At 70.1% G+C, this 23,089-nt stretch carries 29 protein-coding genes; 18 read left to right on the top strand and 11 right to left on the bottom strand.

The genetic code is table 11. From position 1 onward, the window contains the following. Positions 1-2: 2 nt before the first annotated feature. A complete protein-coding gene (locus tag AC1Q9M_RS24845) occupies positions 3-461 on the bottom strand; it encodes a carboxymuconolactone decarboxylase family protein (protein WP_492436290.1) in 459 nt (152 codons plus the stop codon). A gap of 110 nt (positions 462-571) precedes the next feature. Then, complete coding sequence (pdxR, locus tag AC1Q9M_RS24840) at positions 572-1,993, bottom strand: MocR-like pyridoxine biosynthesis transcription factor PdxR (RefSeq protein ID WP_492436288.1); 1,422 nt, start codon at positions 1,991-1,993, stop codon at positions 572-574. A 65-nt stretch (positions 1,994-2,058) separates the two neighbouring features. Here pdxR and AC1Q9M_RS24835 point away from each other — a divergent pair, with 65 nt between their 5' ends. Next, complete coding sequence (locus AC1Q9M_RS24835) at positions 2,059-2,676, top strand: FMN-dependent NADH-azoreductase (RefSeq protein WP_492436286.1); 618 nt, start codon at positions 2,059-2,061, stop codon at positions 2,674-2,676. Positions 2,677-2,684: 8 nt separating this feature from the next. Here AC1Q9M_RS24835 and AC1Q9M_RS24830 read toward each other — a convergent pair whose 3' ends face one another. Next, the gene (locus AC1Q9M_RS24830; protein WP_492436284.1) at positions 2,685-3,653 is read right to left on the bottom strand and encodes a LysR family transcriptional regulator; all 969 of its coding nucleotides are present in this window, start codon (positions 3,651-3,653) and stop codon (positions 2,685-2,687) included. A gap of 117 nt (positions 3,654-3,770) precedes the next feature. On the opposite strand from AC1Q9M_RS24830, the gene AC1Q9M_RS24825 reads away from it, so the two are divergent. From AC1Q9M_RS24825 to AC1Q9M_RS24815, 3 genes are read left to right on the top strand one after another with little or no spacing between them, the layout of a single operon-like run. After that, complete coding sequence (locus AC1Q9M_RS24825) at positions 3,771-4,754, top strand: tripartite tricarboxylate transporter substrate-binding protein (protein ID WP_492436282.1); 984 nt, start codon at positions 3,771-3,773, stop codon at positions 4,752-4,754. A 2-nt stretch (positions 4,755-4,756) separates the two neighbouring features. Beyond that, entirely contained in the window at positions 4,757-5,323 is a 567-nt protein-coding gene (locus AC1Q9M_RS24820) for a 4-hydroxylaminobenzoate lyase (protein ID WP_382322501.1), read from the top strand. Further along, complete coding sequence (locus AC1Q9M_RS24815; RefSeq protein WP_382322502.1) at positions 5,320-6,030, top strand: nitroreductase; 711 nt, start codon at positions 5,320-5,322, stop codon at positions 6,028-6,030. The genes AC1Q9M_RS24820 and AC1Q9M_RS24815 overlap by 4 nt, the downstream gene beginning before the upstream one ends. Before the next feature lie 10 nt (positions 6,031-6,040). Here AC1Q9M_RS24815 and AC1Q9M_RS24810 read toward each other — a convergent pair whose 3' ends face one another. Both AC1Q9M_RS24810 and AC1Q9M_RS24805 read right to left on the bottom strand, forming a co-directional pair. Further along, positions 6,041-7,312, bottom strand: a complete 1,272-nt coding sequence (locus AC1Q9M_RS24810) for a PQQ-dependent sugar dehydrogenase (RefSeq protein WP_492436279.1) — start codon at positions 7,310-7,312, stop codon at positions 6,041-6,043. Then, positions 7,309-7,692 (bottom strand): hypothetical protein, encoded by a 384-nt coding sequence (locus tag AC1Q9M_RS24805; RefSeq protein WP_382322504.1) that lies wholly within the window; start codon positions 7,690-7,692, stop codon positions 7,309-7,311. The genes AC1Q9M_RS24810 and AC1Q9M_RS24805 overlap by 4 nt, the downstream gene beginning before the upstream one ends. Before the next feature lie 128 nt (positions 7,693-7,820). Here AC1Q9M_RS24805 and AC1Q9M_RS24800 point away from each other — a divergent pair, with 128 nt between their 5' ends. Then, positions 7,821-8,585, top strand: coding sequence for a cytochrome c oxidase assembly protein (locus tag AC1Q9M_RS24800; protein WP_492436277.1), 765 nt, complete (start codon positions 7,821-7,823; stop codon positions 8,583-8,585). After that, a complete protein-coding gene (locus AC1Q9M_RS24795) occupies positions 8,582-9,229 on the top strand; it encodes a cytochrome b (protein WP_444688812.1) in 648 nt (215 codons plus the stop codon). The genes AC1Q9M_RS24800 and AC1Q9M_RS24795 overlap by 4 nt, the downstream gene beginning before the upstream one ends. Here AC1Q9M_RS24795 and AC1Q9M_RS24790 read toward each other — a convergent pair. Next, positions 9,168-9,854: a c-type cytochrome gene (locus tag AC1Q9M_RS24790; protein ID WP_382327865.1), complete on the bottom strand. Its 687-nt coding sequence runs from the start codon at positions 9,852-9,854 to the stop codon at positions 9,168-9,170. The two genes, AC1Q9M_RS24795 and AC1Q9M_RS24790, sit on opposite strands and share 62 nt — an antisense overlap. Between AC1Q9M_RS24790 and AC1Q9M_RS24785 the strand changes: the two genes are divergently transcribed. The 5 genes from AC1Q9M_RS24785 to AC1Q9M_RS24765 all read left to right on the top strand — a co-directional run bounded on the left by AC1Q9M_RS24785 (position 9,853) and on the right by AC1Q9M_RS24765 (position 14,739). After that, entirely contained in the window at positions 9,853-10,272 is a 420-nt protein-coding gene (locus tag AC1Q9M_RS24785; RefSeq protein WP_382325802.1) for a c-type cytochrome, read from the top strand. The two genes, AC1Q9M_RS24790 and AC1Q9M_RS24785, sit on opposite strands and share 2 nt — an antisense overlap. Beyond that, positions 10,235-11,233, top strand: a complete 999-nt coding sequence (gene coxB / locus AC1Q9M_RS24780) for a cytochrome c oxidase subunit II (RefSeq protein ID WP_492436274.1) — start codon at positions 10,235-10,237, stop codon at positions 11,231-11,233. Before AC1Q9M_RS24785 ends, coxB begins: the two co-directional genes overlap by 38 nt. Continuing rightward, a complete protein-coding gene (locus AC1Q9M_RS24775; RefSeq protein WP_492436272.1) occupies positions 11,230-13,836 on the top strand; it encodes a cbb3-type cytochrome c oxidase subunit I in 2,607 nt (868 codons plus the stop codon). The genes coxB and AC1Q9M_RS24775 overlap by 4 nt, the downstream gene beginning before the upstream one ends. Further along, on the top strand, positions 13,833-14,138 hold the full coding sequence (locus AC1Q9M_RS24770) for a hypothetical protein (protein WP_492436270.1): 306 nt from the start codon (positions 13,833-13,835) through the stop codon (positions 14,136-14,138). Before AC1Q9M_RS24775 ends, AC1Q9M_RS24770 begins: the two co-directional genes overlap by 4 nt. A gap of 130 nt (positions 14,139-14,268) precedes the next feature. Then, the gene (locus AC1Q9M_RS24765; RefSeq protein ID WP_382152505.1) at positions 14,269-14,739 is read left to right on the top strand and encodes a hypothetical protein; all 471 of its coding nucleotides are present in this window, start codon (positions 14,269-14,271) and stop codon (positions 14,737-14,739) included. Between the two features lie 46 nt (positions 14,740-14,785). Here AC1Q9M_RS24765 and AC1Q9M_RS24760 read toward each other — a convergent pair whose 3' ends face one another. After that, positions 14,786-15,181: a hypothetical protein gene (locus tag AC1Q9M_RS24760; protein ID WP_382152502.1), complete on the bottom strand. Its 396-nt coding sequence runs from the start codon at positions 15,179-15,181 to the stop codon at positions 14,786-14,788. 115 nt (positions 15,182-15,296) lie between these two features. Here AC1Q9M_RS24760 and AC1Q9M_RS24755 point away from each other — a divergent pair, with 115 nt between their 5' ends. From AC1Q9M_RS24755 to AC1Q9M_RS24735, 5 genes are all read left to right on the top strand, one after another. Then, on the top strand, positions 15,297-15,500 hold the full coding sequence (locus tag AC1Q9M_RS24755) for a hypothetical protein (protein WP_382322513.1): 204 nt from the start codon (positions 15,297-15,299) through the stop codon (positions 15,498-15,500). Beyond that, positions 15,497-15,796, top strand: coding sequence for a hypothetical protein (locus AC1Q9M_RS24750; RefSeq protein WP_382322514.1), 300 nt, complete (start codon positions 15,497-15,499; stop codon positions 15,794-15,796). Before AC1Q9M_RS24755 ends, AC1Q9M_RS24750 begins: the two co-directional genes overlap by 4 nt. Positions 15,797-15,975: 179 nt before the next feature. Then, positions 15,976-16,206 (top strand): hypothetical protein, encoded by a 231-nt coding sequence (locus tag AC1Q9M_RS24745; protein ID WP_382158994.1) that lies wholly within the window; start codon positions 15,976-15,978, stop codon positions 16,204-16,206. 299 nt (positions 16,207-16,505) lie between these two features. Further along, the gene (locus tag AC1Q9M_RS24740) at positions 16,506-16,760 is read left to right on the top strand and encodes a hypothetical protein (protein WP_382322515.1); all 255 of its coding nucleotides are present in this window, start codon (positions 16,506-16,508) and stop codon (positions 16,758-16,760) included. A 150-nt stretch (positions 16,761-16,910) separates the two neighbouring features. Continuing rightward, on the top strand, positions 16,911-17,093 hold the full coding sequence (locus AC1Q9M_RS24735; protein WP_382322516.1) for a hypothetical protein: 183 nt from the start codon (positions 16,911-16,913) through the stop codon (positions 17,091-17,093). On the opposite strand, the gene AC1Q9M_RS24730 is transcribed toward AC1Q9M_RS24735, so the two are convergent. Next, positions 17,077-17,349, bottom strand: coding sequence for a 2Fe-2S iron-sulfur cluster-binding protein (locus AC1Q9M_RS24730; protein ID WP_382152493.1), 273 nt, complete (start codon positions 17,347-17,349; stop codon positions 17,077-17,079). The genes AC1Q9M_RS24735 and AC1Q9M_RS24730 overlap by 17 nt on opposite strands. Positions 17,350-17,389: 40 nt before the next feature. Between AC1Q9M_RS24730 and AC1Q9M_RS24725 the strand changes: the two genes are divergently transcribed. Together AC1Q9M_RS24725 and AC1Q9M_RS24720 are read left to right on the top strand one after the other, a co-directional pair. Further along, the gene (locus tag AC1Q9M_RS24725; protein ID WP_492436265.1) at positions 17,390-17,737 is read left to right on the top strand and encodes a hypothetical protein; all 348 of its coding nucleotides are present in this window, start codon (positions 17,390-17,392) and stop codon (positions 17,735-17,737) included. An 88-nt stretch (positions 17,738-17,825) separates the two neighbouring features. Further along, entirely contained in the window at positions 17,826-18,506 is a 681-nt protein-coding gene (locus AC1Q9M_RS24720; protein ID WP_444688803.1) for a hypothetical protein, read from the top strand. Here AC1Q9M_RS24720 and AC1Q9M_RS24715 read toward each other — a convergent pair. From AC1Q9M_RS24715 to AC1Q9M_RS24705, 3 genes are read right to left on the bottom strand one after another with little or no spacing between them, the layout of a single operon-like run. After that, the gene (locus tag AC1Q9M_RS24715; RefSeq protein ID WP_492436263.1) at positions 18,481-20,205 is read right to left on the bottom strand and encodes an FAD-dependent oxidoreductase; all 1,725 of its coding nucleotides are present in this window, start codon (positions 20,203-20,205) and stop codon (positions 18,481-18,483) included. The genes AC1Q9M_RS24720 and AC1Q9M_RS24715 overlap by 26 nt on opposite strands. After that, positions 20,195-21,634, bottom strand: a complete 1,440-nt coding sequence (locus AC1Q9M_RS24710; RefSeq protein WP_492436261.1) for an amidase — start codon at positions 21,632-21,634, stop codon at positions 20,195-20,197. Before AC1Q9M_RS24710 ends, AC1Q9M_RS24715 begins: the two co-directional genes overlap by 11 nt. Further along, positions 21,631-23,088, bottom strand: a complete 1,458-nt coding sequence (locus tag AC1Q9M_RS24705; protein ID WP_492436259.1) for an enolase-like domain-containing protein — start codon at positions 23,086-23,088, stop codon at positions 21,631-21,633. The genes AC1Q9M_RS24710 and AC1Q9M_RS24705 overlap by 4 nt, the downstream gene beginning before the upstream one ends. Position 23,089 lies beyond the last annotated feature (1 nt).

Here is a 23,089-nt window from a genome sequence, read left to right as displayed (position 1 = left end):
GTTCAGGCCTTGGCGGCGGCGGCAGGCGTGGCGCGGAAGGCCACACCGAAGCGGTTGAAGGCGTTCATGAGGCCGATGGCGTAGGTGAGGTCGGCCAATTCCTTGTCGCTGAACTCGGCGGCGGCGGCCGCGTAGTCGGCATCGGGCACGCCGGTGTCGGCCACGCGCGTGACGCTCTCGGCCCAGGCCAGCGCGGCGCGCTCGCGGGGGGTGAACAGGCCGCGCGCGTCGTGCCACACGGGCACCAGCGCGAGCTTGTCCACCGCGAGGCCGCCCTTGAGCAGGTCGCGGGTGTGCATGTCGATGCAGAAGGCGCAGCCGTTGATCTGCGAGACGCGCAGGTACACGAGGTCGACCAGGCCCTTGGGCAGGCCGCTTTTCTGGACGCTGGCGTACACGCCGCCAAAGGCCTTGTAACTCTCGGGCGAGACCTGGGCGTATTCGATGCGATACGGGCTCATGGCGGTTCCTTGAAAGAAAGTTTCGAAGGTCGCCATGGTGCGCATTCATGGCCCATCCAGAAAGAGCCAAGATGCGCGTTTCTCTCTGGGCCATGATCTGGCCCCTTCCGCTACAGCAGCCGCAGGATGCGCGCGCCGAGCTTCTCGGCCATGGCCTGGGTCTCGATGTTCGTGAAGCCGAGCAGCAGGGCCGGCGCCACGGGCGCGTCCATCGCCCAGTCCGACAGCGCCTCGGCGGACAGGCCTTCTTCGCGCAGGCGCGCGGCCAGCCGGCGGTCGGAGCGGCGGGCCTTGAGCCGCAGCACCAGGTGCATGCCGCCGGGCGGGGCATCGATGCTGAAGTGGGCACCGAGCACGCGGTCGAGGCCCGCCGTCGCGGCCTCGCGGCGCTGCGCGTACAGCTTGCGCATGCGCTGGATGTGGCGCGCGAAATGGCCTTCGGTGATGAAGCCTGTGACGATGGCCTGCGTGAGCGCGGGACTGCCGCCGGCAAAGACCTCGCTGACCTGCTCGAAGCGCGCCACCTCCGAGGGCGGCACCACCAGGTAGGCCAGGCGGATGCCGGGAAACAGCACCTTGCTGAAGGTGCCCGCGTACAGCACGCGGCCTTCGCGGTCCAGGCTCTTGAGCGCGGGCAGCGGGCGGCTGACGTAGCGGTACTCGCCGTCGTAGTCGTCCTCCACGATCCAGGCCTTGGCGCGCGCGGCCCAGTCCAGCAGGGCCTGGCGGCGCGGCAGCGAGAGCGACACGCACAGCGGGCTCTGGTGCGCGGGCGTTACCACCGCCGCGCGCGCCCGGGGCGCGAGCTTCAGGCCCTGGGCCACCTGCAGGCCCTCGCCATCCACCGGCACCGGCACGGGGGTGATGCCCCGCTGGCCGAGCAGCTCGCGCGTGGGCGGGTAGCCGGGGTCTTCCAGCCACACGCGGTCGCCCTCTTTCAGCAGGGCGTGCGCGATCAGCTCCATGGTCTGGCGGTAGCCCGAGGTCACGAACACCTGCGAGGCCGAGCAGGCGATGCCACGCGAGACCTGGAGGTAGGCGGCGATCTCGGCGCGCAGCGCGGGCAGCCCTTGCACCGGCGGGTGCGCCATGTCGGCCGGCTGCATGGCGCGCACGCAGCGCGCGCCCAGGCGCGCCCAGATCTTGCGCGGGAAGGCGTCCAGCGCGGGCAGGCCCAACTGGAACGGCAGGATGGAGTCGGGCCGGAAACCCGCCGCCGCGCTGCCGCTGCGCGGCGGCCGCTCGGGCAGGGCCACGGGCATGCGCGGCTTGAGGCCCGGCGTCACGATGGTGCCGGCCTGGCCCCGCGCCTGGATGTAGCCCTCGGCGCCGAGCAGCGCATACGCCGCCTCCACCGTGCCCCGGGCCAGGCCCAGCTCGGTCATCAGCGCCCGCGCGGACGGAATGCGGTCGCCGGGCTTGAGCACGCCGCTGGCGATGGCGCTGCGAAAGCGCTCGTGGATCTGGCGGTAGAAGGGCTCGGTGGACGACGGGTCCAGCGGCGAGAGGGCGGGGGGCGGTCGGTTCGGCATGGCCCAGCCATCTTATCGATTCATGGCTCTTTTCGATGGGCCATGCCGGCCCAAGAATGCCGCCCATGAACATCCTTCACCTCAGCTTCAGCCCCCGTGGCCCCGACTCCGAGAGCCACCGGCTCGCCCTGCGCATCATCGAGCACCTGCAACGCGCCCACCCCACGGCGGCGCGGGTCGAGCGGGCGCTGGGCACCGACGCGCCGCCGCCCATCGATGGCGCGCACGCCACCGCGCTGGGCGCCGCGCAGGCCTCGCCGGCCGAGGCATCGAACGCGGGCACGCTGTCCTTCTCCGAAACGCTCATCAGCGAACTCGAGCAGGCCGACGTGTTGGTGATCGCCACCCCCATGCACAACTTCAGCGTGCCCGCCGCGCTCAAGGCCTGGATCGACCACATCGTGCGCGTGCGCCGCAGCTTCGACGTGGGGCCTCAGGGCAAGCTCGGCCGGCTGCGCGACCGCCCGGTGCTGGTGGCCGTGTCCTCGGGTGGTGCGTTCTCGGGCGAGCGCGCGCGCCAGCCCGACTTCCTCACGCCCTACCTGCGCGCCGTGCTGGCCGTGATCGGCCTGCGCGATGTCACCTTCTTCACGGTCGAGGGCACCGGCGGCGGCGCGGAGGCCGTGGCGCAGGCCCGCGCCCGGGCCGAGCGCGCGCTGCAGGCGCACTTCGACGCGATCTGAACGCCCGCTCAGGCCACCTGCGCCGCCACGCGCGCCACGCCGTCGCGCAGCCACACGTGCGCCGGGTCGTGGTCGTTGCGGCTGTGCCAGACCGCGCGGAAGGTGGACAGGGCGCTGGGGTAGGGCGGTTCGCGCATGCGCAGTTCGCCGCCTTCGGCCAGGTTGCGCGCGAGCGACGACGGCATGATGGACAGCATGTCCGAGCCGCGCAGCAGCGCGGGAATCGCCAGCGAGTGCGGCACGGTGGCGCGGTAGCGCGGCGCCAGGCCCACGGCGGACAAGGCCTCTTCGAGCGCATGGCGGTCGAACATCTCGGCCTGCCGCGCCAGCCCCCGCTCCAGGATGAAGCCGCCCACCGCGCCCTCTTCCTGCCCACCCACCGACACCGTCACCAGCGGGTAGCGCGCGAGGTCCGCCAGCGCGAGCTTGCGGCGCGAGGCCGGGTGGTCCTTGCGCATCACGATCCGCTCGCCCTGCGTCATGAGCGTGCGCGAACTCAGGCGCGAAGGCACTTGCGCGAAGATGCCCACCGCGAGGTCGATGCGGCCCACGTCGATCTGCTCCGCGAGGTCCAGCCGCGTGGAGGGGCGCACCACCAGGTCGATGCCCGGCGCTTCCAGCGCCATCAGCCGGCTCAGCTCGGCCACCATCACCGCCGTGAGGTGGTCGTTGGCGGCGAGCACGAAGCGCCGGGTGGAGCGCGCCGGGTCGAACGGCTCCACGCCCAGCGTGGCCTCGATGCGGCGCAGCGCATCGCGCAGCTCGTCGGCCATGGCCATGGCGCGCGCCGTGGGCACCATGCCCTTGGCCGTGCGCACGAACAGTTCGTCGCCCACCACCTCGCGCAGGCGTGTGAGCGCGTGGCTCACCGCCGACTGGCTCAGGTTCAGCCGTTTGCCCGCGCGCAGCAGGTTGCGGTCTTCGTGCACCGCGTCGAACACCTTGATGAGGTTCAGGTCGATGCGTCCGATGCTCATGGCGTGTCCTTGGCGAATTGCATGGCGTGCATTTTTCTCTTGCAAAAACAGCGATTCCGTTCAAGTCGATCGATGGCGATCATCCGCACATCCCCCCTGAACCCACGGAGCCCCACCATGAACACCCTCTCGCGCCGGCGCTTCGGCGCCACCAGCCTCGCCGCCCTGGCCGCCACCGCCTGGCACCCCGCCAGCTGGGCGCAGACCACCGTGCGCCGGCTGCTCGTCGGCTACCCCCCGGGTGGCACGCTGGACCAGACCGCGCGCCGCGTGGCCGAGGCCTGGCGCAAGCAGGGCGCGAGCTTCATCGTGGACAACCGCGCGGGCGCCGCCGGCCGCGTGGCCAGCGCGCAGCTCAAGCGCGAGCGCGCCGACGGCAACACCCTGCTGTGCACCCACACCTCGGCGCTCAGCATCTACCCGCACGTCTACACCAAGCTCATGTACGACGCGGTGGCCGACTTCGTGCCCATCTCGCCGGTGGTCTCGGCCACCTGCGCGCTGGCGGTGGGCCATGCGGTGCCCGCCTCGGTGAAGACACTGGCCGACTACGTGAAGTGGGTGCGGCAGTCGCCCGCCCACGCCATGTACGCCTCGCCCGCCGCCGGCTCGATGGCGCACTTCCTGGGCTTCCAGTTCTCCGAGGCGGCCGGCCTGCAGCTGCAGCACGTGGGCTACCGCGGCTCGGCCCCGGCCATGAACGACCTGCTCGGCGGCCAGATCCCCGCCTACCTCGGCTTCGTGGCCGACTTCCTGCCCTACCTGCAGAGCGGCAAGCTGCGCATTCTGGCCGTGAGCGGCGAGAAGCGCTCGCGTTTCCTGCCGGCGGTGCCGAGCTTTCCGGAGCAGGGCCACGCCGCGCTCACCGGCGTGGAGTCGTACGGCCTCTTCGCGCCGCCCGGCACGCCCGAGGCCACGGTGAAGACGCTGCACGAGGCGGTGACCGCCGCCAGCCGCGACGAGACCCTGGTGGCCGGTTTCGAAGAGGTGGGCCTGGATCTGTTCAGCCTCAGCCCCAAGGCCTACGAGCGCTACATCCAGACCGAGCGCGACAAGTGGGGGCCCGTGGTGCGCGCATCCGGCTTCAAATCGGAGGAATGAAGATGTCACCCCAGACCACCGACGACCGCGAAGCCCTCATCCAGCGCAGCATCGCCTTTCTGGACGAGGTCAAGGACATGACCGCCGGCACGCCCCTGGAGCGCTGGCTGAACAGCACGCACGGCCCGGGCAGCGCGCTGTACGAAGACCTCGCCCGCCTCGTGAAAGCCGGCGTGCGCGACGGCTGGGCCGCCAACGTCGAGATCACCGGCCCGCACTACCGCCGCAGCCGCATCGCCGAGCCTTCGGCGCGCACGCACTGGTTCAGCATCACGGCGGTGGTCATGGACAGCACCGGCAACACGCAGGGCAATCCGGGCCACACCTTTCGCGGCCAGTACCACGCCCACCCCTACGGCGAGCTGAACATGGTGATCCCGCTCAACCCCGGCGCCGCGCTGGCCGGCCCCAATGGCTGGTGCGAAGGCGGCTGGACCGCGCCCGGCCCGGGCAGCCACCACTACCCCGAGGCGCGCGGCGGCGCGGTCATCGCGCTGTTCTACCTGCCCGCCGGGCGCATCGCCTACCACCCGCCGCCGGTGGAAGCGGCCACGGAGAACGCAACGTGAACAGGCCTTCCATCCAAGACACCACCCGCGTGGTCGATGGCGTGATGCGCTCGCGCCGGACCCTGCGCGCCTTCCGGCCCGAGCCGGTGCCGCGCGCGCTGCTGGAGGAACTGCTGGCCGTGGCCGCCACCGCGCCGAGCAACTCCAACACCCAGCCCTGGCGCGTGCACGTCCTCGCCGGCGCGCCCCTGCAGGCGATGGGCGACGCGCTGGTGGCCGCCTTCCGCGAGAACCGCCTGCCACCCTCGCCGCATTTCCCCGAGCCCCTGCCCGAGGAACACGCGCAGCGGCAGCGCGATTTCGGCGCGCTCTACTACCGCACCCTGGGCATCGCCGTCACCGACATGCCGGCCCGCATGCGCCAGACCGAGAAGAACTTCCATTTCTTCGGCGCGCCGGTCGGCCTGATCTTCACCATCGACGCCCGCCTGGCGCCGCACAGCTGGCTGGACCTGGGCCTGCTGGTGCAGAACGTGATGATCGCGGCCAGCGCGCGCGGCCTGGGCAGCTGCCCACAGGTGTCGTTCGCGCGCTTCCACCCGGTGGTCGCTCAGCACCTCGGCCTGCGGGAGCACGAACTCACGGTGTGCGGCATGTCGCTCGGTTACCCCGAGCCAGACGCACCCGTCAACCGCATGGCCATGCCGCGCCGCGAGGTGAGCGAGTTCGTCAGCTTCGAAAGCTTCGACGCGCCACCGCGCGCGTGAATGGGCGTGCTCAGCGCGCCGGCGTCACGCGCCAGACGGTGTTGGACAGGTCGTCCGCCACGATCAAGGCGCCCTTGGGGTCCACGGTCACGCCGACCGGTCGGCCCATGGTCTTGCCGTCGCTCTGGAAGCCGGTGACGAAGTCGACCGCCGGGCCGCTGGGGCGGCCGTTGGCGAAGGGCACGAATACCACCTTGTAGCCCACAGGCTCGTCCCGGTTCCAGCTGCCGTGCATGCCGATGAACGCCCCCTCGGCGAACGGCGCCGCGAACCCCGTCTGCACAAAGGACAGCCCCAAAGGCGCCGAGTGCGAGGGCAGGGCAACGTCCGGGCGCACCGCAGCCTGGACCTTCTTGTCGTCCTGAGGCTGCACGCGGCGGTCGACGTTCGGGCCCCAGTACGCATAGGGCCAGCCATAGAACGCCCCTTCCTTCACCGACGTGAGGTAGTCCGGCACGAGGTCGGGGCCGAGCTCGTCGCGCTCGTTCACCACGGCCCAGAGCTGCCGGCTGGTGGGCTCGAACGCCAGCGCCGTGGGGTTGCGCAGGCCGGTGGCGAAGGTGCGCGTGGCGCCATGGCTGGCGTCGATCTGCCAGACCACGGCGCGGTTCTCTTCCACCGCCATGCCGCGCTCGCCGATGTTGCTGTTGGAGCCAATGCCCACGTAGAGGTAACGGCCCTCGGCATCGGCCGCGAGCGATTTCGTCCAGTGGTGGTTGACCGCCGAAGGCAGCTTGGTGACGCTGACGGGCGCCGCCGTGGCCTGGGTCTGCCCGGCCACGTAATCGAAGCGCACCAGTTCGTCCTGGTTGGCGACGTACAGCTTGTTGCCCACCAGCGCCAGGCCGTAGGGCGCATTGAGGTCCTTCGCGTAGACCCATCGGCCTTCGTAGGTGCCATCGCCATCGGCATCGCGCAACAAGGTCAGCTGGTCGCCGCCCTTGACGGCGGTGTTGCCCTTGGCCTTGATGATGCCGGCGATGTAGTCCTTGGGCCGCAGGGTCGGCGCACCGCCGCCCTTGCCCTCGGCCACCAGGATGTCGCCATTGGGCAGCACCAGCGACTGGCGCGGGACTTTCATGTCGGTGGCGATGGACTTGATCGTCCAGCCTGGCGGCACGGTGGGCCGGCGCTCGCCCCAGCCGGCGGGTTCCGCGATGCGCATGCTCGGCAGCAAGCCCCGCTGCGGGGGCGGCAGCTCGGGGTTGGCGGGTTGCTGTGCGCCGCTCGCCGCGGCCGCCAAGGCTAGGGTGGTGCCCATCCACAGGGCCCGGGCCGTCATGCCGTCCTCCGCAGAAAACCGGCCAGCCCGCTCGCGCTGGCCGCCACGGCGAGCACCACCACCACGGCCGACAGGATCAGGCCGGCCGGCATCGTGGCCCAGCCATCCTTGCCGTGGATCAAGGCGTTGACGAAGCCCACGACGAAGGTGATCAGCAGCAAGGCCAGATAGAGCAGGCCCCCACGTGGACGTTGGGCCGACGCACGCAGCGCGTCCACGGCGGCCCACAACAGCACCGGGCCGGCGATCAGCAAGCCGCCCGCGTTCAGCCACGCGGCGAAGTTGAGCCACTGGATTTCCTGGCTGCCGGCGTAGGCCCAGTCGCTGAGCAGCGCGCCCAGGAAGAGCGGCACGGAGGAGAGGGCGAAGAGGGCATGCATTCGGGTATTCACGGTCCAACTGCGGTGTTGCTGAGGCCATGATCGCCAGGGGCTGGGGCAGGTGTCTGTTCGCCACCGAACAGTGCACGATGTCGCTCCGTGGTGTCATGCACGTGGAGGTACATGCCTTGGACGAACTGAGGAGGTGGGTTCCCTACTGCGGCGAGGCGCCCGGCCCGGAGGTCTGGCTGAGCCGATGGAACCTCGACCCCGTGCTCGGGGCCGTTCTGTTGCTCGCGGCGCTGGCCCTCTGGCGCATGCCGGTGGGCAGCGACGCCACGCCCCGCCGGCGCCTGAGCCTGCGGGGCGCGTGGGCCCTCGCGGTGGTGCTCTACGTGTCGCCGCTGTGCGCGCTGAGCTCGGCCTTCTTCACCGTGCGGGTGATCCACCACCTCGCGCTCGTGCTGGTGATGGCGCCCTTGCTGGTGTTCGGCCTGGAGCCCTGGCTGCGGCGCTTGCCGGTGTCGCTCTGGAGCGCCACGGCCATCGCCACCGTGGTGTTCTGGATCTGGCATGCGCCGGCGCCGTACGCGGCGGCCCTGTCGTCGGACGGGATCTACGCGCTGATGCAAGGCACGCTGCTGGCCAGCGCCATGGCGTTCTGGCTCGCCGTGCGTCGGGCCGCGCCGGCCGCGGCGATGGGCGCCGTGCTGGTCACGACGGTGTGGATGGGGCTGCTGGGCGCCTTGATCACCTTCGCCGGGCGGCCGCTGTATCCCCCGCACTTCGCGTCCGCCCTGAGCTGGGGCGTGGCGCCGCTGGAAGACCAGCAACTCGCCGGCATCACGATGTGGGCGCCGGGCAGCATCGCCTACCTGGCCGCGGCGATGTGGATCGGCTGGCGCTGGATGGGCGCCGAACGCGCGCGCGGCGTGCGCGCCGACCTCGCATGAACCTCATTGCCGCCATCGAATGGGCCGAGGGCTACAACCGGCGCGGCCTGTACTCGCCGATCGGCGTCACCTTCCACTGGGTGATGGCGGCGCTGATGATCTTCCAGCTGGCCCATGGCTGGTACCTGGGCTGGCAGCCGGTGGGGGGCGACAAGTACGTCGGTTACCAGACCCACACGCAGATCGGCCTGACGATCATGCTGCTGGGCACGCTGCGCCTGTTCTGGCACAGCCAGCTCAGCGGCCCCGACACCGTGGACGAGACCTCGTTGGCGGGCAAGGCCAGCCGCCTGCTGCAGACCTGGTTCTACATCAGCTTTTTCGCTTTGCCGATCAGCGGCTGGGTGATGTGGTCCACCTTGCCCAGCGACCTGCCGCTGTCGATCGCCGGCCTGATCCCGTTCCCCAACCTGCCGTTCGATCAGTTGTCCGAGGGCCTGCAGCACCGCCTGATGCAGTGGGCCGCGACCGCCCACTTCTGGATCGTGTGGATCACGGCGCTCCTCATTCCCGGCCATGCCGGGGCGGCCGTGCTGCACTACGTGATCAAGCGCGACCGCGTCCTGCCTTCGATGTTCGACCTCAACGGCCCGGACTCGCCGGGTGTGGTGGGATCCGCGCCAGATAAAGGCCCAGTTGCCTGACCTGCCCGGCATCGAGCTGCTGAGCCACCTCCAACATCCCATGCTTGCCGTCATTGCGCCGTTTCGACCGCTGCCAGTCCTGCAGTTGCTGGCTCAGGTAGAAGGCCGGCTGGGCGTTCAGCGGCGGCCCGTTCTCGCTGCCCACGCCTTCGGCGCCGTGGCACTGCTGGCACGCGCGCGCATACAGCGCCGGCGTCGCGGCATCGATGGTTTCCTGCGTGGCGGGTGCCACCGCCTGCGGCGGCAAGGCGGCGTAGTGGTTGGCCACCCGCACGCGTTCGTGGCTGTCGAGAAAACGCGCCACGTCGCGCATCACCTCGTGCGGCCGCAGGCCGGCGGCGTAGTCTTCCATCTGCTTCTGCAGGTAGCCCGCCGGCAGGCCGGCGAGCCGCGGCGCGTCGAAACCATTGCCCTCGCCGCGCACACCGTGGCAGGTCGCGCAGGCGTAGCGCGCGCCGGCTTCGCCGCCGCTCATCGCGATGAGTTCGCCGCTGCGGCTCCAGCGGTCGTCGCTGGGGGTCTTGCGGTCGGTGCAGGCCGTCGTCAGGAGCAGGGCGCACAGGGCCAGCCACAGCCGGCCGGGGTTCGCGGGCCGGTGTGTGTGCAGCAGCGGGTGGGTGCGCATGGAATCTAGATCATCGTTCATGCCGGGCCCCGGCGGCACATTGAGGGGCTATTGCGGCCGCTGGCTGGTGCTGGCCTGCTTCAGCCTGGTGGCCTGCGACGGCCCGCCCGACCGCACGCCGACGCTGGGCGACGCCGACGCCGCCACCGGCCGACGCCTCGTCGCCGACAAAGGCTGCGTGGCCTGCCACACCTTCCCCGACGTGAAGTGGCCGCGCGGCGGGCTCGGGCCGTCGCTGCACGGCTTCGCCCGGCAGGGCCTGATCGCCGGGCAGCTGCCGAACCAGCCCGGCGTGCTGATGCAGTTCGTCAGAAACGCGCCCGGGCTGGTGCCCGGGACGGCCATGCCGGCCATCACGATGTCAGACCAGGAAGCCCGCGATGTCACAGCCTACCTCCTCACGCTCCAGTCTCGCTGAGGCCCTGAGCGGCTGGCCCCCGCCCGTGCTCGATCCGCACGGCCCGTTCTCGAACACGGTCACCTCGCTCGCCTGGGTGCTGATCGCGCTCGTCACGCTGATCTTCGTGCTGGTCTGCGCGGCCCTCTGGGTGGCGCTGTACGGCAGCGACGAATTGCGCGCCAGGCTCGGTGGCGAAGGCGTCGTCAGATGGTTCGGGCTCATCGTCCCGACCGGCATCCTCTTCCTGCTGCTGGTGTGGGGCCTGACGCTGGCCGCAGGCATGAGCACCATCAAGGGCGACGAGCTGCGCATGCGCGTCTCGGGCAACATCTACTGGTGGCGCGTGTCCTACCTGGACGCGGCGGGCAACGAGGCGCACGCCGATGCCAACGAACTGCACATCCCGGTGGGCCAGCCGGTGGTGGTGGACATGGTGTCCGAGGACGTGATCCACAGCTTCTGGGTGCCCAAGCTCGGCGGCAAGATGGACATGATCCCGGGCCGCACCAACCGGCTCAAGCTGCAGGCCGACAAGGCGGGCGTCTACGGCGGGCAATGCGCCGAATTCTGCGGCGGGGCGCACTCGCTGATGGGCTTCGTGGTGGTGGCGCACGAGCCGGCCGACTGGCAGCGCTGGCGCGAGGCGCGGCTGGCGCGCCAGCAGCCACCGCCGGCCCCGGCCGCAGCCCCCGTGAACGACGAGGTGCTGCGTGGCCGCCAGCTCTTCGGCGACATGGGCTGCGCGGCCTGCCACCGCATCGCCGGCACGGCCGCGCAAGGCCTCTCGGGCCCCGACCTCACGCACATCGGTTCGCGGCAGTCGCTCGGCGCCGGCATCCTGCCCAACAACCGCGGCACGCTGATCGGCTGGATCGGCGACAGCCAGTCGATCAAGCCCAACAACCGCATGCCCGCCTACCGCTCGCTGCAGGCCGCCGAGCTGCACGCCTTGGCCGCGTACATGGAGTCCTTGAAGTGACGAGCCGGATTCCCTCCGGCGTGGCGGGCGCGCTCGACGACGCGGCGAGCGCGCCGTCGGAAACCGGTTTCGACGCGCGGCTCTACGAGCGTTTTCCCACCAAGGGCCGAAGGCCGCGAGGCGAGCTCGAGGAACTGAAGAAGGTCTGGGAAACGCCCACGGGCTGGCGCGCCTTCAGCGCCGTCAACAACAACTTCATCGGCTTCCTGTTCATCGTCACGGCCTTCGGCTTCTTCGTCGCCGCCGGTGTGCTCTCGCTGGTGATGCGCGTGCAGCTGTCCGCGCCGCTGGCCGGCATCGTGCCGCAGGAGACCTACAACCAGCTGTTCACCATGCACGGCTCGGTGATGATGTTCCTGTTCGCCGTGCCCGCCGTCGAGGCCATCGCCGTGCTGCTGCTGCCGCAGATGATCGGCGCGCGCGACCTGCCGTTCCCGCGGCTGTCGGCGTATTCGTACTGGGCCTACCTGATCGGCGGCGTCGTCTTCTTCTGCTCGATCTTCTTCAGCCTGGCGCCGTCCGGCGGCTGGTTCATGTACCCGCCGCTGAGTTCGGCGGTCTACGCCCAGGGCATCAACGCCGACTTCTGGCTGCTGGGCATCGGCTTCATCGAGATCAGCGCGATCGCCGGCGCCATCGAACTCACCGTGGGCGTGCTGCGCACGCGCGCGCCCGGCATGACGCTGGCCAAGATGCCGCTCTACGCCTGGGCGGTGCTGATCTTCGGCGTGATGATCATCCTGGCCTTCCCCGCGATGATCATGGTGACCTTTCTGCTGGAACTCGAGCGCGCCTTCAACTGGCCGCTGTTCGACGCCACGCGCGGCGGCGACCCGCTGCTGTACCAGCACCTGTTCTGGTTCTTCGGCCACCCCGACGTCTACATCATCTTCATCCCGGCCTCGGCGATGCTCTCGACCATGATCGTCACGGTCGCGCAGAAGCCGCTGGTCGGCCACGAGATCGTGGTGCTGGCGCTGATCGCCACCGGCTTCATCAGCTTCGGGGTCTGGGCCCACCACATGTTCACGGTGGGCCTGCCCGGCCTGTCGGCCGGCTACTTCTCCGCCGCGTCGATGGCGGTGGCCATCCCGGCGGGCGCCCAGGTGTTCGCATGGATCGCCACGCTCGCGGCGGGCAGGATCCAGCGCAACGTGCCCTCGCTCTTTCTCGTCGGCGGCATCCTCATCTTCGTGATGGGCGGCCTCACCGGCGTGATGGTGGGCATGGTCGCTTTCGACGGCCAGGTGCACGACACCTACTTCGTCGTCGCGCACTTCCACTACGTGCTGATCGGCAGCATGGTGTTCCCGCTGTTCGCCGCGTTCTACTACTGGACGCCGATGATCAACGGCCAGCAGCTGTCCGAGCGCGTGGGGCGCTGGGTCTTCTGGCTCAACTTCGTCGGTGTGCATGTCTGCTTCCTGCCCATGCACCTGAGCGGGCTGATGGGCATGCCCCGGCGCGTGGACACCTACCTGCCGGGCCGGTCCATGGAGGTGCCCAACCTGATCTCGACCGTGGGCGCCTTCATCATGGCGGCCGGGGTGCTGCTCTTCCTGATCGACGCCATCCGCTGCTACAGCCGCCAGGGCATGGGCGGCGGCGGGGGGAACGCGCGCAACGTCTACCACGGCGGCACGCTGGAGTGGCTGTCCACCGGCAACTACGGCATCCGTTCCATCCCCGTCGTCAGCTCCCTCGAACCCCTGTGGGCCGATGCCCGGCTGCGCGAGAACGTCGAGGCCGGGCGCTACTTCCTGCCCGGCACCACCACCGGCGCGCGCGAGACGCTGATCACCAGCAGCTCGCGCGCCGAGCCGCAGTACGTGCAGATCATGCCCGGGCCCGCCTGGTCGCCGCTGCTGGCGGCGCTCTTCACCGCCGGCTTCTTCCTGCTGCTCACGGTGAAGGCCTTGACGCTGAGCGCGATCTGCGGCGTGCTCACCATCGTCTGCGTGATGCGCTGGGTCTGGCACAACGATCGGCACATCCCGCAGAAGCAGGTGGACGCGGGCGGGGGCATCCTGCTGCCCACCTACGTGACCGGCCCGCAATCGCACGGCTGGTGGGCCGCGGTGCTGCTGGTCATCGTGCTCGGGATGATCTTTCTGATGGCGATGTTTTCCTACCTCTACCTGTTCGGCGCCCACCCGGACTGGTGGCGCATCACCGCGCCACGCGGCGCGCTGGCGCCTGGCCTGCTGCTGCTCGGCGCCTCGGCGGGCCTGGCCTACGCGGCCCGGCCCTTGCTGGCGAGGTTCAAGCGCGGCAGCGGGCTCAGCGCCGTCGCCATGGCGCTGAGCATGGTGTGCCTCGTCGCGGCGCTGGCGGTGGACAGCCTCGACTGGTGGAACGCCGGGCTGCGCGGCGATGCCAGCGGGCAAGGCGCGGCCATCTACGCCATGTTGGCGTGGCACAGCTCCATCGTGCTGGCGGTGATGCTCTCGGCCGTGTACTACCTGGCGCGCTGGATGCGCGGCCTGGCGCCGGGCCCGGCCAACAAGACCCTGGAGGCGTTGCGCATCCTGTTCATGTTTGCCGCGTGCGAAGGCGCGGCCGGCCTGCTGTTGCCGCGCGTGCTGCCGTGGGGTGGCGTGTGAACGCGCTCAAGCCCTCCAGCGGGCGGCCGATCGTCACGGCCCTGGCCATCTGGTTCGCGCACTTCATGGTGATCTGGGCGGCCAGCGAAATCTGGCCGCACCAGTGGACGGCCAACGCGGTGGCCTGGGGCGCCACGGCGATCGCGCTGCTGGCCGTGGGCGTGCACGACGTTCGACTGAAGGCCCGACACGCCGATGGCCGCCTCCCGGGCTGGAGCTACCGCATCGCGCGAGGGTCCACCGCCATTGCCACGGCGGCGGTGGTGTTCAGCGCATTGCCTTCCCTGGTGTTTCTGCCCTGAGCGGCAAAACTTGCAGACCTCGGGGAACAGGCCGGCCACCGCGCCCAGGGCAGACGGGCGGGCACGCCAACTGCCGGAGACCCTGTGGGCGCGGCACACCGCGCCCATCGACCCGAAAGGAAACCACACCATGGCACGCAGCAGCATCCAGGGCACCACCCCTGCACCACCCGAACCCGCCGGCCGCGACACCGCGTCGCTCGGCCCCGGGGACTCCTCCGACAGCGGCAGCGACATGATGGGCATTGCCGACAGCGACGGCGGCGACCCCAACGCGCCCGCCGACTTCGACACCCGCGACGAACAGCGCCCCAGCTTGCTGTCGCCCGACGCGCTGGCCTCCCCGAGCGACGCCGCCGGCACCGGCGAGAGCCGCAGCGCCGGCGGCGACGGCGGCAAGCGCGATGGATGGGACATCGGCGTGGATCACGTGATCACGCCCGGCGGCACGGACGCCGCCTCCGACGACGAAGACCCCGACCTGGCCTTCATCGACGACGCCGAAGCCGGCGACCCGCTGAGCGACGAGGGATTGGATGAGAGTGAGGAGGACGGCGCGGCGCCACCGAGGCCGAGTTCGCCGAAGTCTCCGAAGGCGTGATCTGGAGCGATCGGGGTTAACCGCTCTTCTTTCGCTTGGAGAGTGCTTAGCCCTTGGCCTGGGGCTTTCGCGCTGGAGCAATTGGCACCGTGGGCAATGGTGGCGGCGTCATGCCTGCGGCGAGCATGCCCACGTACTTCACCGCCTCGACCTGCTTCTCCGGAGAGCAACGTTCGAGGTCATCCACCACGGCGCGCAGCATCGGATTCAGGCCCGATCGCTTGACAAGGCGCTCGCCCGTCAGAACGTAGAGAGCGTCCACGCCCTCGGCAGCAAACCGCGCCAGCAACTCGGCCGTAAGGCGCTTGCGGCCGTTGCACACGTCGCGAAGACCGGCTCCATTCGGCTCGCCGATTTTCCGGGAGGCTTCGGCGATCGAGCCAAACCGATCCAGCTCGGCACGAAAACGAGTAACTAATTCTTCCACATCGACGGTTGACATTATCTGATATTTCCTCAAAACTACATCCAAAGTACTTATTTAAAAGACAAGCCTCTCACTTGCTTGTGTATTTTTCCGTTACTCAATGCTAGCCCAGGGAAGGAGCTACTTCGCCATGACCCGATCAGCTGACTCTTCGACACGCAAGCGCGTGCCCAACGGCGTCAACAGCTCGCGCCCCATCGCGCTGCGGCTCACGCCGGCCGAGCTGGAACGTGTGAAAGAACGGGCCGAACGCGAACACCGCTCCATGGCCAGCGTGTGCCGCCTCGCGGTGCTGCGTGAGCTGGGCATGAACGACACGGGGACCACCCCATGAAACTCCGCCAGATCCCACTGCCCGAGCCGGTCTACCTCATGCGCTGCACCGTGCCGGCACAGCGCATGTCACTCTCGATTCAGCAACGCACGATGGCAGGCCTGAGCGTGGCCGCGAGCCGCACGGCGGAACCAGATGTGCCTGCGGTGGTGCTGCTGCAGGCACGCGAAGCCCCCTTCGACCTGGAATGGAGCCTCAGCCCCGCGCAGGCACGGGCGCTTGCGGCCAGGTTGATTGACGCTGCGGCGAACTGCAACAGGCTTGATAGCTTGGCTTGCACTGCCCCGTGCGGTTGAAGGACTCGCACTAACGCAGTAAATCGATCGCAGCGATTGCTGACGGCTGCGCTTGCGCACCGAACGTGCGATCTGCGCCACGTGGCGGTCATCCAGTCGTGACTATGAAGGTGTACGGCTTGCACACAGCGGTGCCACGGCTAGACTTCCGCAATCGGCCAGAAGCGGACATTGCATTCATGATCAAATTGCCCATTCGCGTTGATGAAAGTGGAGACCTGACGGAGTACTGGTCGGTTGCCGAAGTCGAAGCGAAGCTTGAGCCAATTGATGTCCTAAATGGCGAGTACGTGGTGACAGACGCGGATGGTCGCCCTTTACATCTCGACGTTGTGAGAGAACGGCGCCCATGGTTCTTCGGCCTCTTCAGCGTTGACGTGGAAGTCACAAAGCTATCGCCACCCCAATAGCGGGAATCGGCCAGAAGCGGACGTTCCCAGGACGAGCTGAGAACGTCCGCTTCTGGCCGATTGCGGCAGTCTAGCGGTGACACTGCTTCCTGCAAGTCCTAGACCTTCACCGCCAATGGCTGAATGACTGCAATGTGTTGCAGATCGCACCTTGGCCACCCCCGCCCCGCGAAGGCTTTTCGGCCCACGCCAGAAACATCCGTTTACTCAAAACCTGCCGGATCGATAGACGCGAGCCCAGCTCGAAGGCAAGCTGTTTGTTGGTGGAGCGCTTGGACCCCACCCCCCAGGAGAAGGCGATGAGCATCCTGCAGGCACCCGTGGGCAAAGGGCACACCGTTCAAAGCGTGCACCATCTCGCGCGAATTTGCTGCACGCCCGCTGCAAGCAAGCTCAAGCGCGAAGCCTCCACTTCCACCCATTGGCAGACAGCGGATCCCGCTGTTCTTCAGACGCTCAGGACCGTGGTCGAAGCGGGCAATGAGAAGTTCGGCCACGGCTCACACTGGATAGAAAGACGCTACACGGCAGACGATCCTTCTTCTGCCCGCTAGAGAGCAAGAGCACTCAGCAGCGCATTCGACGAGGCCGGACAGGGCCTACAGGTCCACAGAGAGTTGGCCTACCGGGGCGAAAGCGCTTCAACCTGACACTGAGTCTTCGGACCGATGTCCGGTCCCGCAAACGCTCAGGAGCCCCGCAGCATGTCCATCACCCCCAACCCGCCAGGCCAGACCCCCGGCAAGCCCATCGACCAACAGCCCCCTGGCGACGACCGCGCGCCGGGTGCCAACCCGACGCATCCGGATCGGGCGCCTCAGACCAATCCCGCCGATCGCAAGCCGGGCGAAGCGTCGGGTGGCTTGGGCTTCAAGCCCGGGCAATGACCAAATCGGCCATGGGCCGGGCCACGCAGGGCAGGCAATAGCCGTCCTGCTTTTCGTCGGCGCTCAGGCCGGGCCAGGGAATGTCGTAGCGCACTTGCCCCTGCAGCAAGCGGGCGATGCAGGTGCGGCAGGTGCCGTTGCGACAGGACACCGGCCACTCGATTCCCGCGCGCGCCATCGCCGCGAACAGGCTGGTCTCGCTGTCGGCCTCGGCGGCCACGGCCTGGCCGTCAATCTGGATGCGGAAGGTTTTCATGCGCGTCGAAAGGGGAATGGCGTGGGCTTAGACTTTCCCCATGACCTTGGAATATTGGAAGTATGACGCGGGCACCGAATCCGTCGCCTCCCTGGTGATTCCCGCAGCACTGGGCCGCGCGCGCACCTTCGACCTTGATGCCACCCTGCTGGTGTCGGTGCTGGCGGACGCCGCCGAGCCCTCGCACGAACTGGTCGTGGAGGTGGACGGCCGGCGCTTGTGGGCTCGCCGCGTCCCGGGCCACAGCCCCGGCGAGACCGACGGCCTGGATTACCACTGCCGCCTGACGGTCGAGGCCGATGCCGAATGCCGCGTGCGCGCCAAGGCGAACTGCAAGGGATCGCGGGTGCTGTCGCTGGTGCTGGAAGCCCGCGAGACGGCTTACTGAGACCCCTCCATGGATGGTGGCTTCGGTTGCCGCTGACACGGCGCTGCGCTAGCCTGCGGCTTCCTTCCACCGTGCCCAGGAGCCTCCCATGCCCAGCCGTTCCCTTCTTCTCGCCAGCGCCGCCGTTGCCACTGTCGCCCTGATCGCGGGTTGCGGCGCCATGAAGCCATCGGGCGGCTCCCCCATGGGCTTCTTCATCACCAGCGCCAACCCCGGCAAGGGCGGCGACCTCGGCGGCCTGGCCGGCGCGGACCGCTTCTGCCAGTCGCTGGCCACCGCCGCCGGCGCGGGCAGCAAGACCTGGCGCGCCTACCTGAGCACCGCGGCCATGGATGGGCAGGCGGCGGTCAATGCGCGTGACCGCATCGGCTCCGGCCCATGGACCAATGCGAAGGGCGTCGTCGTCGCCACCAGCGTGGCCGACCTGCACAGCGCCAACGCCAAGCTCGGCAAGGACACCTCGCTGACCGAGAAGGGCGAAGTGGTCTCCGGCTTCGGTGATGCGGTCAACCGCCACGACATCCTCACCGGCTCGCGCCCCGACGGCACGCTGGCCGTGCCCGAGCCCGGCAAGGACACCACCTGCGGCAACTGGACCAAGAGCGATGGCGGCTCCGCCATGGTGGGCCACCACGACCGCAAGGGCACCAACCCCGACCCGGTGGCCAACGCGTCGTGGAACGCGTCGCACGGCACGCGCGGCTGCAGCGTCGATCAGCTCAAGATGAGCGGCAGCGCGGGGCTCATGTACTGCTTCGCGACGAACTGACCTGGGTGGAGGTGCGCCGCCCCACCGCGTGCATCACCGCCCGCCAGGCAAACACCATCGCCGGCCCCAGCGTCACTCCCGGCCCGGGGTAGCGCCCGCGCATGATGGACGCCATGTCGGCCCCGGCCGCGTACAGCCCTTCGATCGCCTGGCCGTCGCGGCCTAACACCCGCGCGTCCACATCGGTGCGCAGGCCCACGCTGGTGCCCGCGTCGCCGGGCCACACGGTCACCGCGTAGAACGGCGCCGTCGCGATGGGGCCGATGCAGGGGTTGGGCGTGTGGGTCGGGTCGCCGTTGAAGCGGTTGAGTTCGCTCGTGCCTTTGCCGTAGTCCAGGTCCACGCCGGTGTGCGCGAAGCCGTTGTGGCGCGACACGGTGACGCGCAGGCCTTCGGGGTCGATGCCGAGCTGGCCCGCGAGCGCGGCCAGCGTGGGCGCGCGCTTGAGGTAACCGGCGCGCAGGTAGGGCCGCAGCCGCCATGCGCCCGGGCGCACCAGGCCCAGGCCGTAGCGGTGCAGAAAGTGGGCGTCGCAGATCAGGTGCGCGGGCACGGCGGGCTCGGGCGAGGCGTTGAGCATCGCGAGCACGAAGTCGTGGTACGAGTCGCCTTCGTTGACGAAGCGCCGGCCGCTCGCGTCCACCGCGATCAGGCCGGGCTTGGCGCGGTCCAGCGCGAAGTGCGGAAACCGGCGTTCCTCGCCGTTGGCCTGCCGCAGCACCGACACCGGCACCCAGAAGGCAGGAGTGCGGTGCCCGGTCTCGTCGATGGCGGCGCCCACGCTTTGCGCGAGGCGCAGGCCGTCGCCGGTGTTGCCCTCGAACAGGAGCGATTGCGTCTGCGCGGGCGCGGGCAGCAGGCGTTGGCGCCACTCGGGCGCGTGGCCAAAGCCGCCGCAGGCGAGCACCACGCCGCACCGCGCCTGCACGCGCCAGGTGCGCCCGCCTTGCGAGAGCGTGGCGCCGCTCACCCGGCCGCCGTCTTCGTGCAACTGCTGCACGGCCACGCCCATGAGCGGGTCCACGCCGCGCTGGCGCAGGCTCAGCAGCAGGCGCGCGATGAGCGCGTTGCCCATCACCAGCCGCGTGCCGCGCGGGTGGCGCAGGCGGTCGCGCGCGTGGCGGCTCAGCAGGGTGACCACGTGGCGCAAGGCGGCCCGGGAAGCGAGGGGTTTGAGCAGGGGCGCGATGTCGTCCTTGCTGACGGACATGCCGCCCAGCACCATCATGTGGCTCATGGGAGGGCGCACGCGCGCGAAGTCCGGGCCGAGCTCGCGCCCGTCGAAAGCGCGCGCGACGAGCGCCCGGCCGCCGATGGCCGCGCCGGCGTGCTGGTCGTGGTAGTCGGGGTGGCGCGCGGCGGGCACGAAGCTGACGCAGGAGTGTTGGGCCAGGTAGTCGAGCACGCGCGGGCCGGTGGCCAGGAAGGTGTCGCGCAGGTCGGCGCCGCTGTCGGTGTCGATCTCGGCGGCCAGGTAGTGGTGCGCGCGCACCACCGGGTCGGCCAGGCCGGCGCGCTCGCTCTGGCTGCTGCCGGGTATCCACACGGTGCCGGCCGAGGTGGCGGCCGTGCCGCCGAGCTGCTCGGTCTTCTCGCAGACCAGCACGCTCAGGCCTTCGATGGCGGCCACCAGCGCGGCCGTGAGCCCCGCCACGCCGCCGCCGATGACGAGCAGGTCGACCGTTTCCTCAGTGCGCATGCGGGAGGCCGCTCACCGGCGGGCGCCGGTGGAACCAGGGCCGCGCGGCTTCGAGTTGCGCGCACAGGCGCAGCAGCAGGCCTTCGTCGCCGTAGCGCGCCGCGAACTGGCAGCCGATGGGCAGGTTGTCGGCCGTCCAGTGCAGCGGCACCGAGGCCGCGGGCTGGCCGGTGACGTTGAAGGGGTAGGTGAAGGGCAGGTAGGCCGCGAGCTTGCTCATCCAGTCGCGCACGTCGCTGGAGCGGATGTTGAAGTGGCCGATGGCCCGGGGCGTCTGCGCGAGCGTGGGCGTGAGCCACACGTCGAAGCGCTCGAAGAAGCCCGCGATGCGCCGCGATTGCCGCTGCAGCGCATGCAGGTTGAGGATGTATTCGGCCGCGCTGGGCACGCGGCCGACCTGGGCCAGCGCGTAGGTCAAGGGCTCGACCAGTTCCGGGTCGGGCAGGGGGCCGCCGGTGGCGCGCGCGATGTTGGCCATGGTGTGGGTGGCGAACACCATTTCGAAACCGCGCTCCACCACCTGGGCGTCGTAGTCGGGCGAGGCTTCTTCCACGTGGTGGCCGAGCTGTTCGCACAGGCGCGCGGCGTCTTCCACGGCGGCCACGCAGGCCGCGTCCACCGGCACGCCGGTGGGCGCGGTCTTCGCGAAGGCAATGCGCAGGCGCCCGGGCGCGCGGCCCATCTCTTCCAGGTAGGGCCGCTCGGGCGGCACGGCGGTGTAGGGGTCGCCCGGCATGGGGCCGGCGATGGCGTCGAGCAGGGCCGCGCTGTCGCGCACGCTGCGGCTCACCACGTGCTGGTGGGCCAGGCCGTTGAGGCCCTCGCCGCCTTCGGGGCCGGCGGTGATGCGCGCGCGCGTGGGCTTGAGGCCGAACAGGCCGCAGCACGAGGCCGGGATGCGGATGGAGCCGCCGCCGTCGGTGGCGTGGGCCAGCGGCACCATGCCCGAGGCCACGGCCGCCGCCGCGCCGCCGCTGGAGCCGCCGGGCGAGAGTTCGGTGTTCCAGGGGTTGCGCGTCACGCCGTACAGCAGCGACTCGGTGATGGGCGAGAGCCCGAACTCGGGCGAGTTGGTCTTGCCCGCGATCACCAGCCCCGCGCGGCGCAGGCGCGCCACGATCTCGCTGTCGGCCGCCGCGGTGTTGTGCGCGTACAGGCGCGAGGACGCGGTGGTGGCCGCGCCCGCCACCGAGGCCACCAGCTCTTTCACCAGAAAGGGCACGCCCTGGAACGGCCCGGCCGGCAGGCCGCGCGCGATCTCGGCGCGCGCCGCGTCGTACAGCGGCGTGACCACCGCGTTGAGCGCCGGGTTGTGCGCGGCGATGCGCGCGAGCGCGGCCTCCAGCAGCTCCTGCGGCGTCACCTCGCCTTGCTTGACCAGCTGCGCCAGGCCCAGGCCGTCGTGGCTTTCGTAGTCGATGGTGCTCATGGGGTCTCCGATGCGTGGGGGGGCCAGTCGGCGCGCGGCATGGCGGCGGTGCCGCTCAGCTCCGGCTCCACGGCGGAGCCGAAGCCCACACCGGCGAGCGAGCCCAGGGCCAGCTGCCCGCGCGCTATGCGCAGGCGCACGCCACCAGTCTGCCGGTGGTAGAGGTCGGGGTGCGCGGCGAGGTAGGCGTCGGCCTCGGCCGGCGGGCGGCCGTTGAAGCCGTCGATGAAGTGGTGGGCGTTGCGCTCCACGTGGGTGATGCCGAGCAGGCTGACCAGCGCCAGGTCCTGCTGCACGCTGATGCCGGGCTGGGTGGTGAGGTCTTCGGCCGACATGAAGAAGGTCTCGCGGCCCTCGGCCTGGTTCCACACCTGGCAGCGCGCGAGGTTGAGCACCGATTTGTAGAAGCCCTTGCAGGCCTTGGTGGAGACGCCGGTGTAGCCCAGCGCGCGGGCGCAGGGGAAGGCGTCGAGGTCACCGTCGGACTCGTCGATGATCACGGGCTTGTGCCGCGCCAGCGCCGCCACCGGCTGGGCCAGCGCCATCTGCCGCTTGATGGGCTGTTCGATCAGCAGCGTGGCCTCGCACAGGCGGCGCAGCGCGGGCTCGGCGGCCATGCGCTGCCACAGCGCGGCAATGGCCTCGGCGTTTTCGTACTGCTCGTTGCCGTCGAGCGTGACCACGTAGGGGTCTTGCAGGCGGTCGAGCACGGAGGCGATGCGGCGCAGCCGCTCCAGGTCGGCGTCGGCCTGGCCCGAGACCTTGAGCTTGAAGTAACGGTTGCCGTATGCGGCCACCACCTCTTCCAGGGTTTCGGGCAGGCCGTCGTTCACGCGCGTGCCGGCGGCCTGGTCGCCCGCCACGATGGGGTCGAGCAGGCCCACGGTGTGGCGCACGGCCAGCGAGGTCAGCGGCGCGAGGCCGCGCAGGAAGGGCGCGAGCGCGAAGCCTTGCAGGTCGGGCGCGATGGGGTGCGCGCGCATGCCGGGCCGGTTGTGCTGCATCGCCTGCCAGAAGCTCAGGCCTTCGATGCGGCACAGCGCGTCGAGCACCGCGCGGTCGATCAGGGCCGGGCCGTAGCTGGTCACCAGCGGGTTCAGGCCACACGCGGCGCCGGCCTCCAGCAGCTCGCGGTAGTGGTTGACATACAGGTCGAAGGCGCTGAGCGGGGGCGCCGCGCCGTAGGCCTCGGCGGTGAGTTCCAGCGCCTTGCGCAGCTGGTCGTGGTTCTGCGCGTCGGAGAGCGCGGGGTTCTTGTCGAACCACTTGGCGCCCAGCGCTTCGGCGGCGTAGCCCGTGCCTTCGCGCCCGTTCTCGTGGCGCACGCGCACGCGCACGATGGCCTGGCGGCCTTCGGTCACGGTGATGACGCCGAAGCGGAACGGCAGGCGCAGCCGGTAGGGCGACTCGAAGCGCTCGACGGACAGGACTTGGACGCGGGGGGCGGTGGGCATG

Source organism: Hydrogenophaga sp. GW823-FHT04C09 (assembly GCF_058796355.1).
Note: the sequence above shows the minus strand (reverse complement) of the source record. Positions and strands in the feature narration are given on the sequence as shown.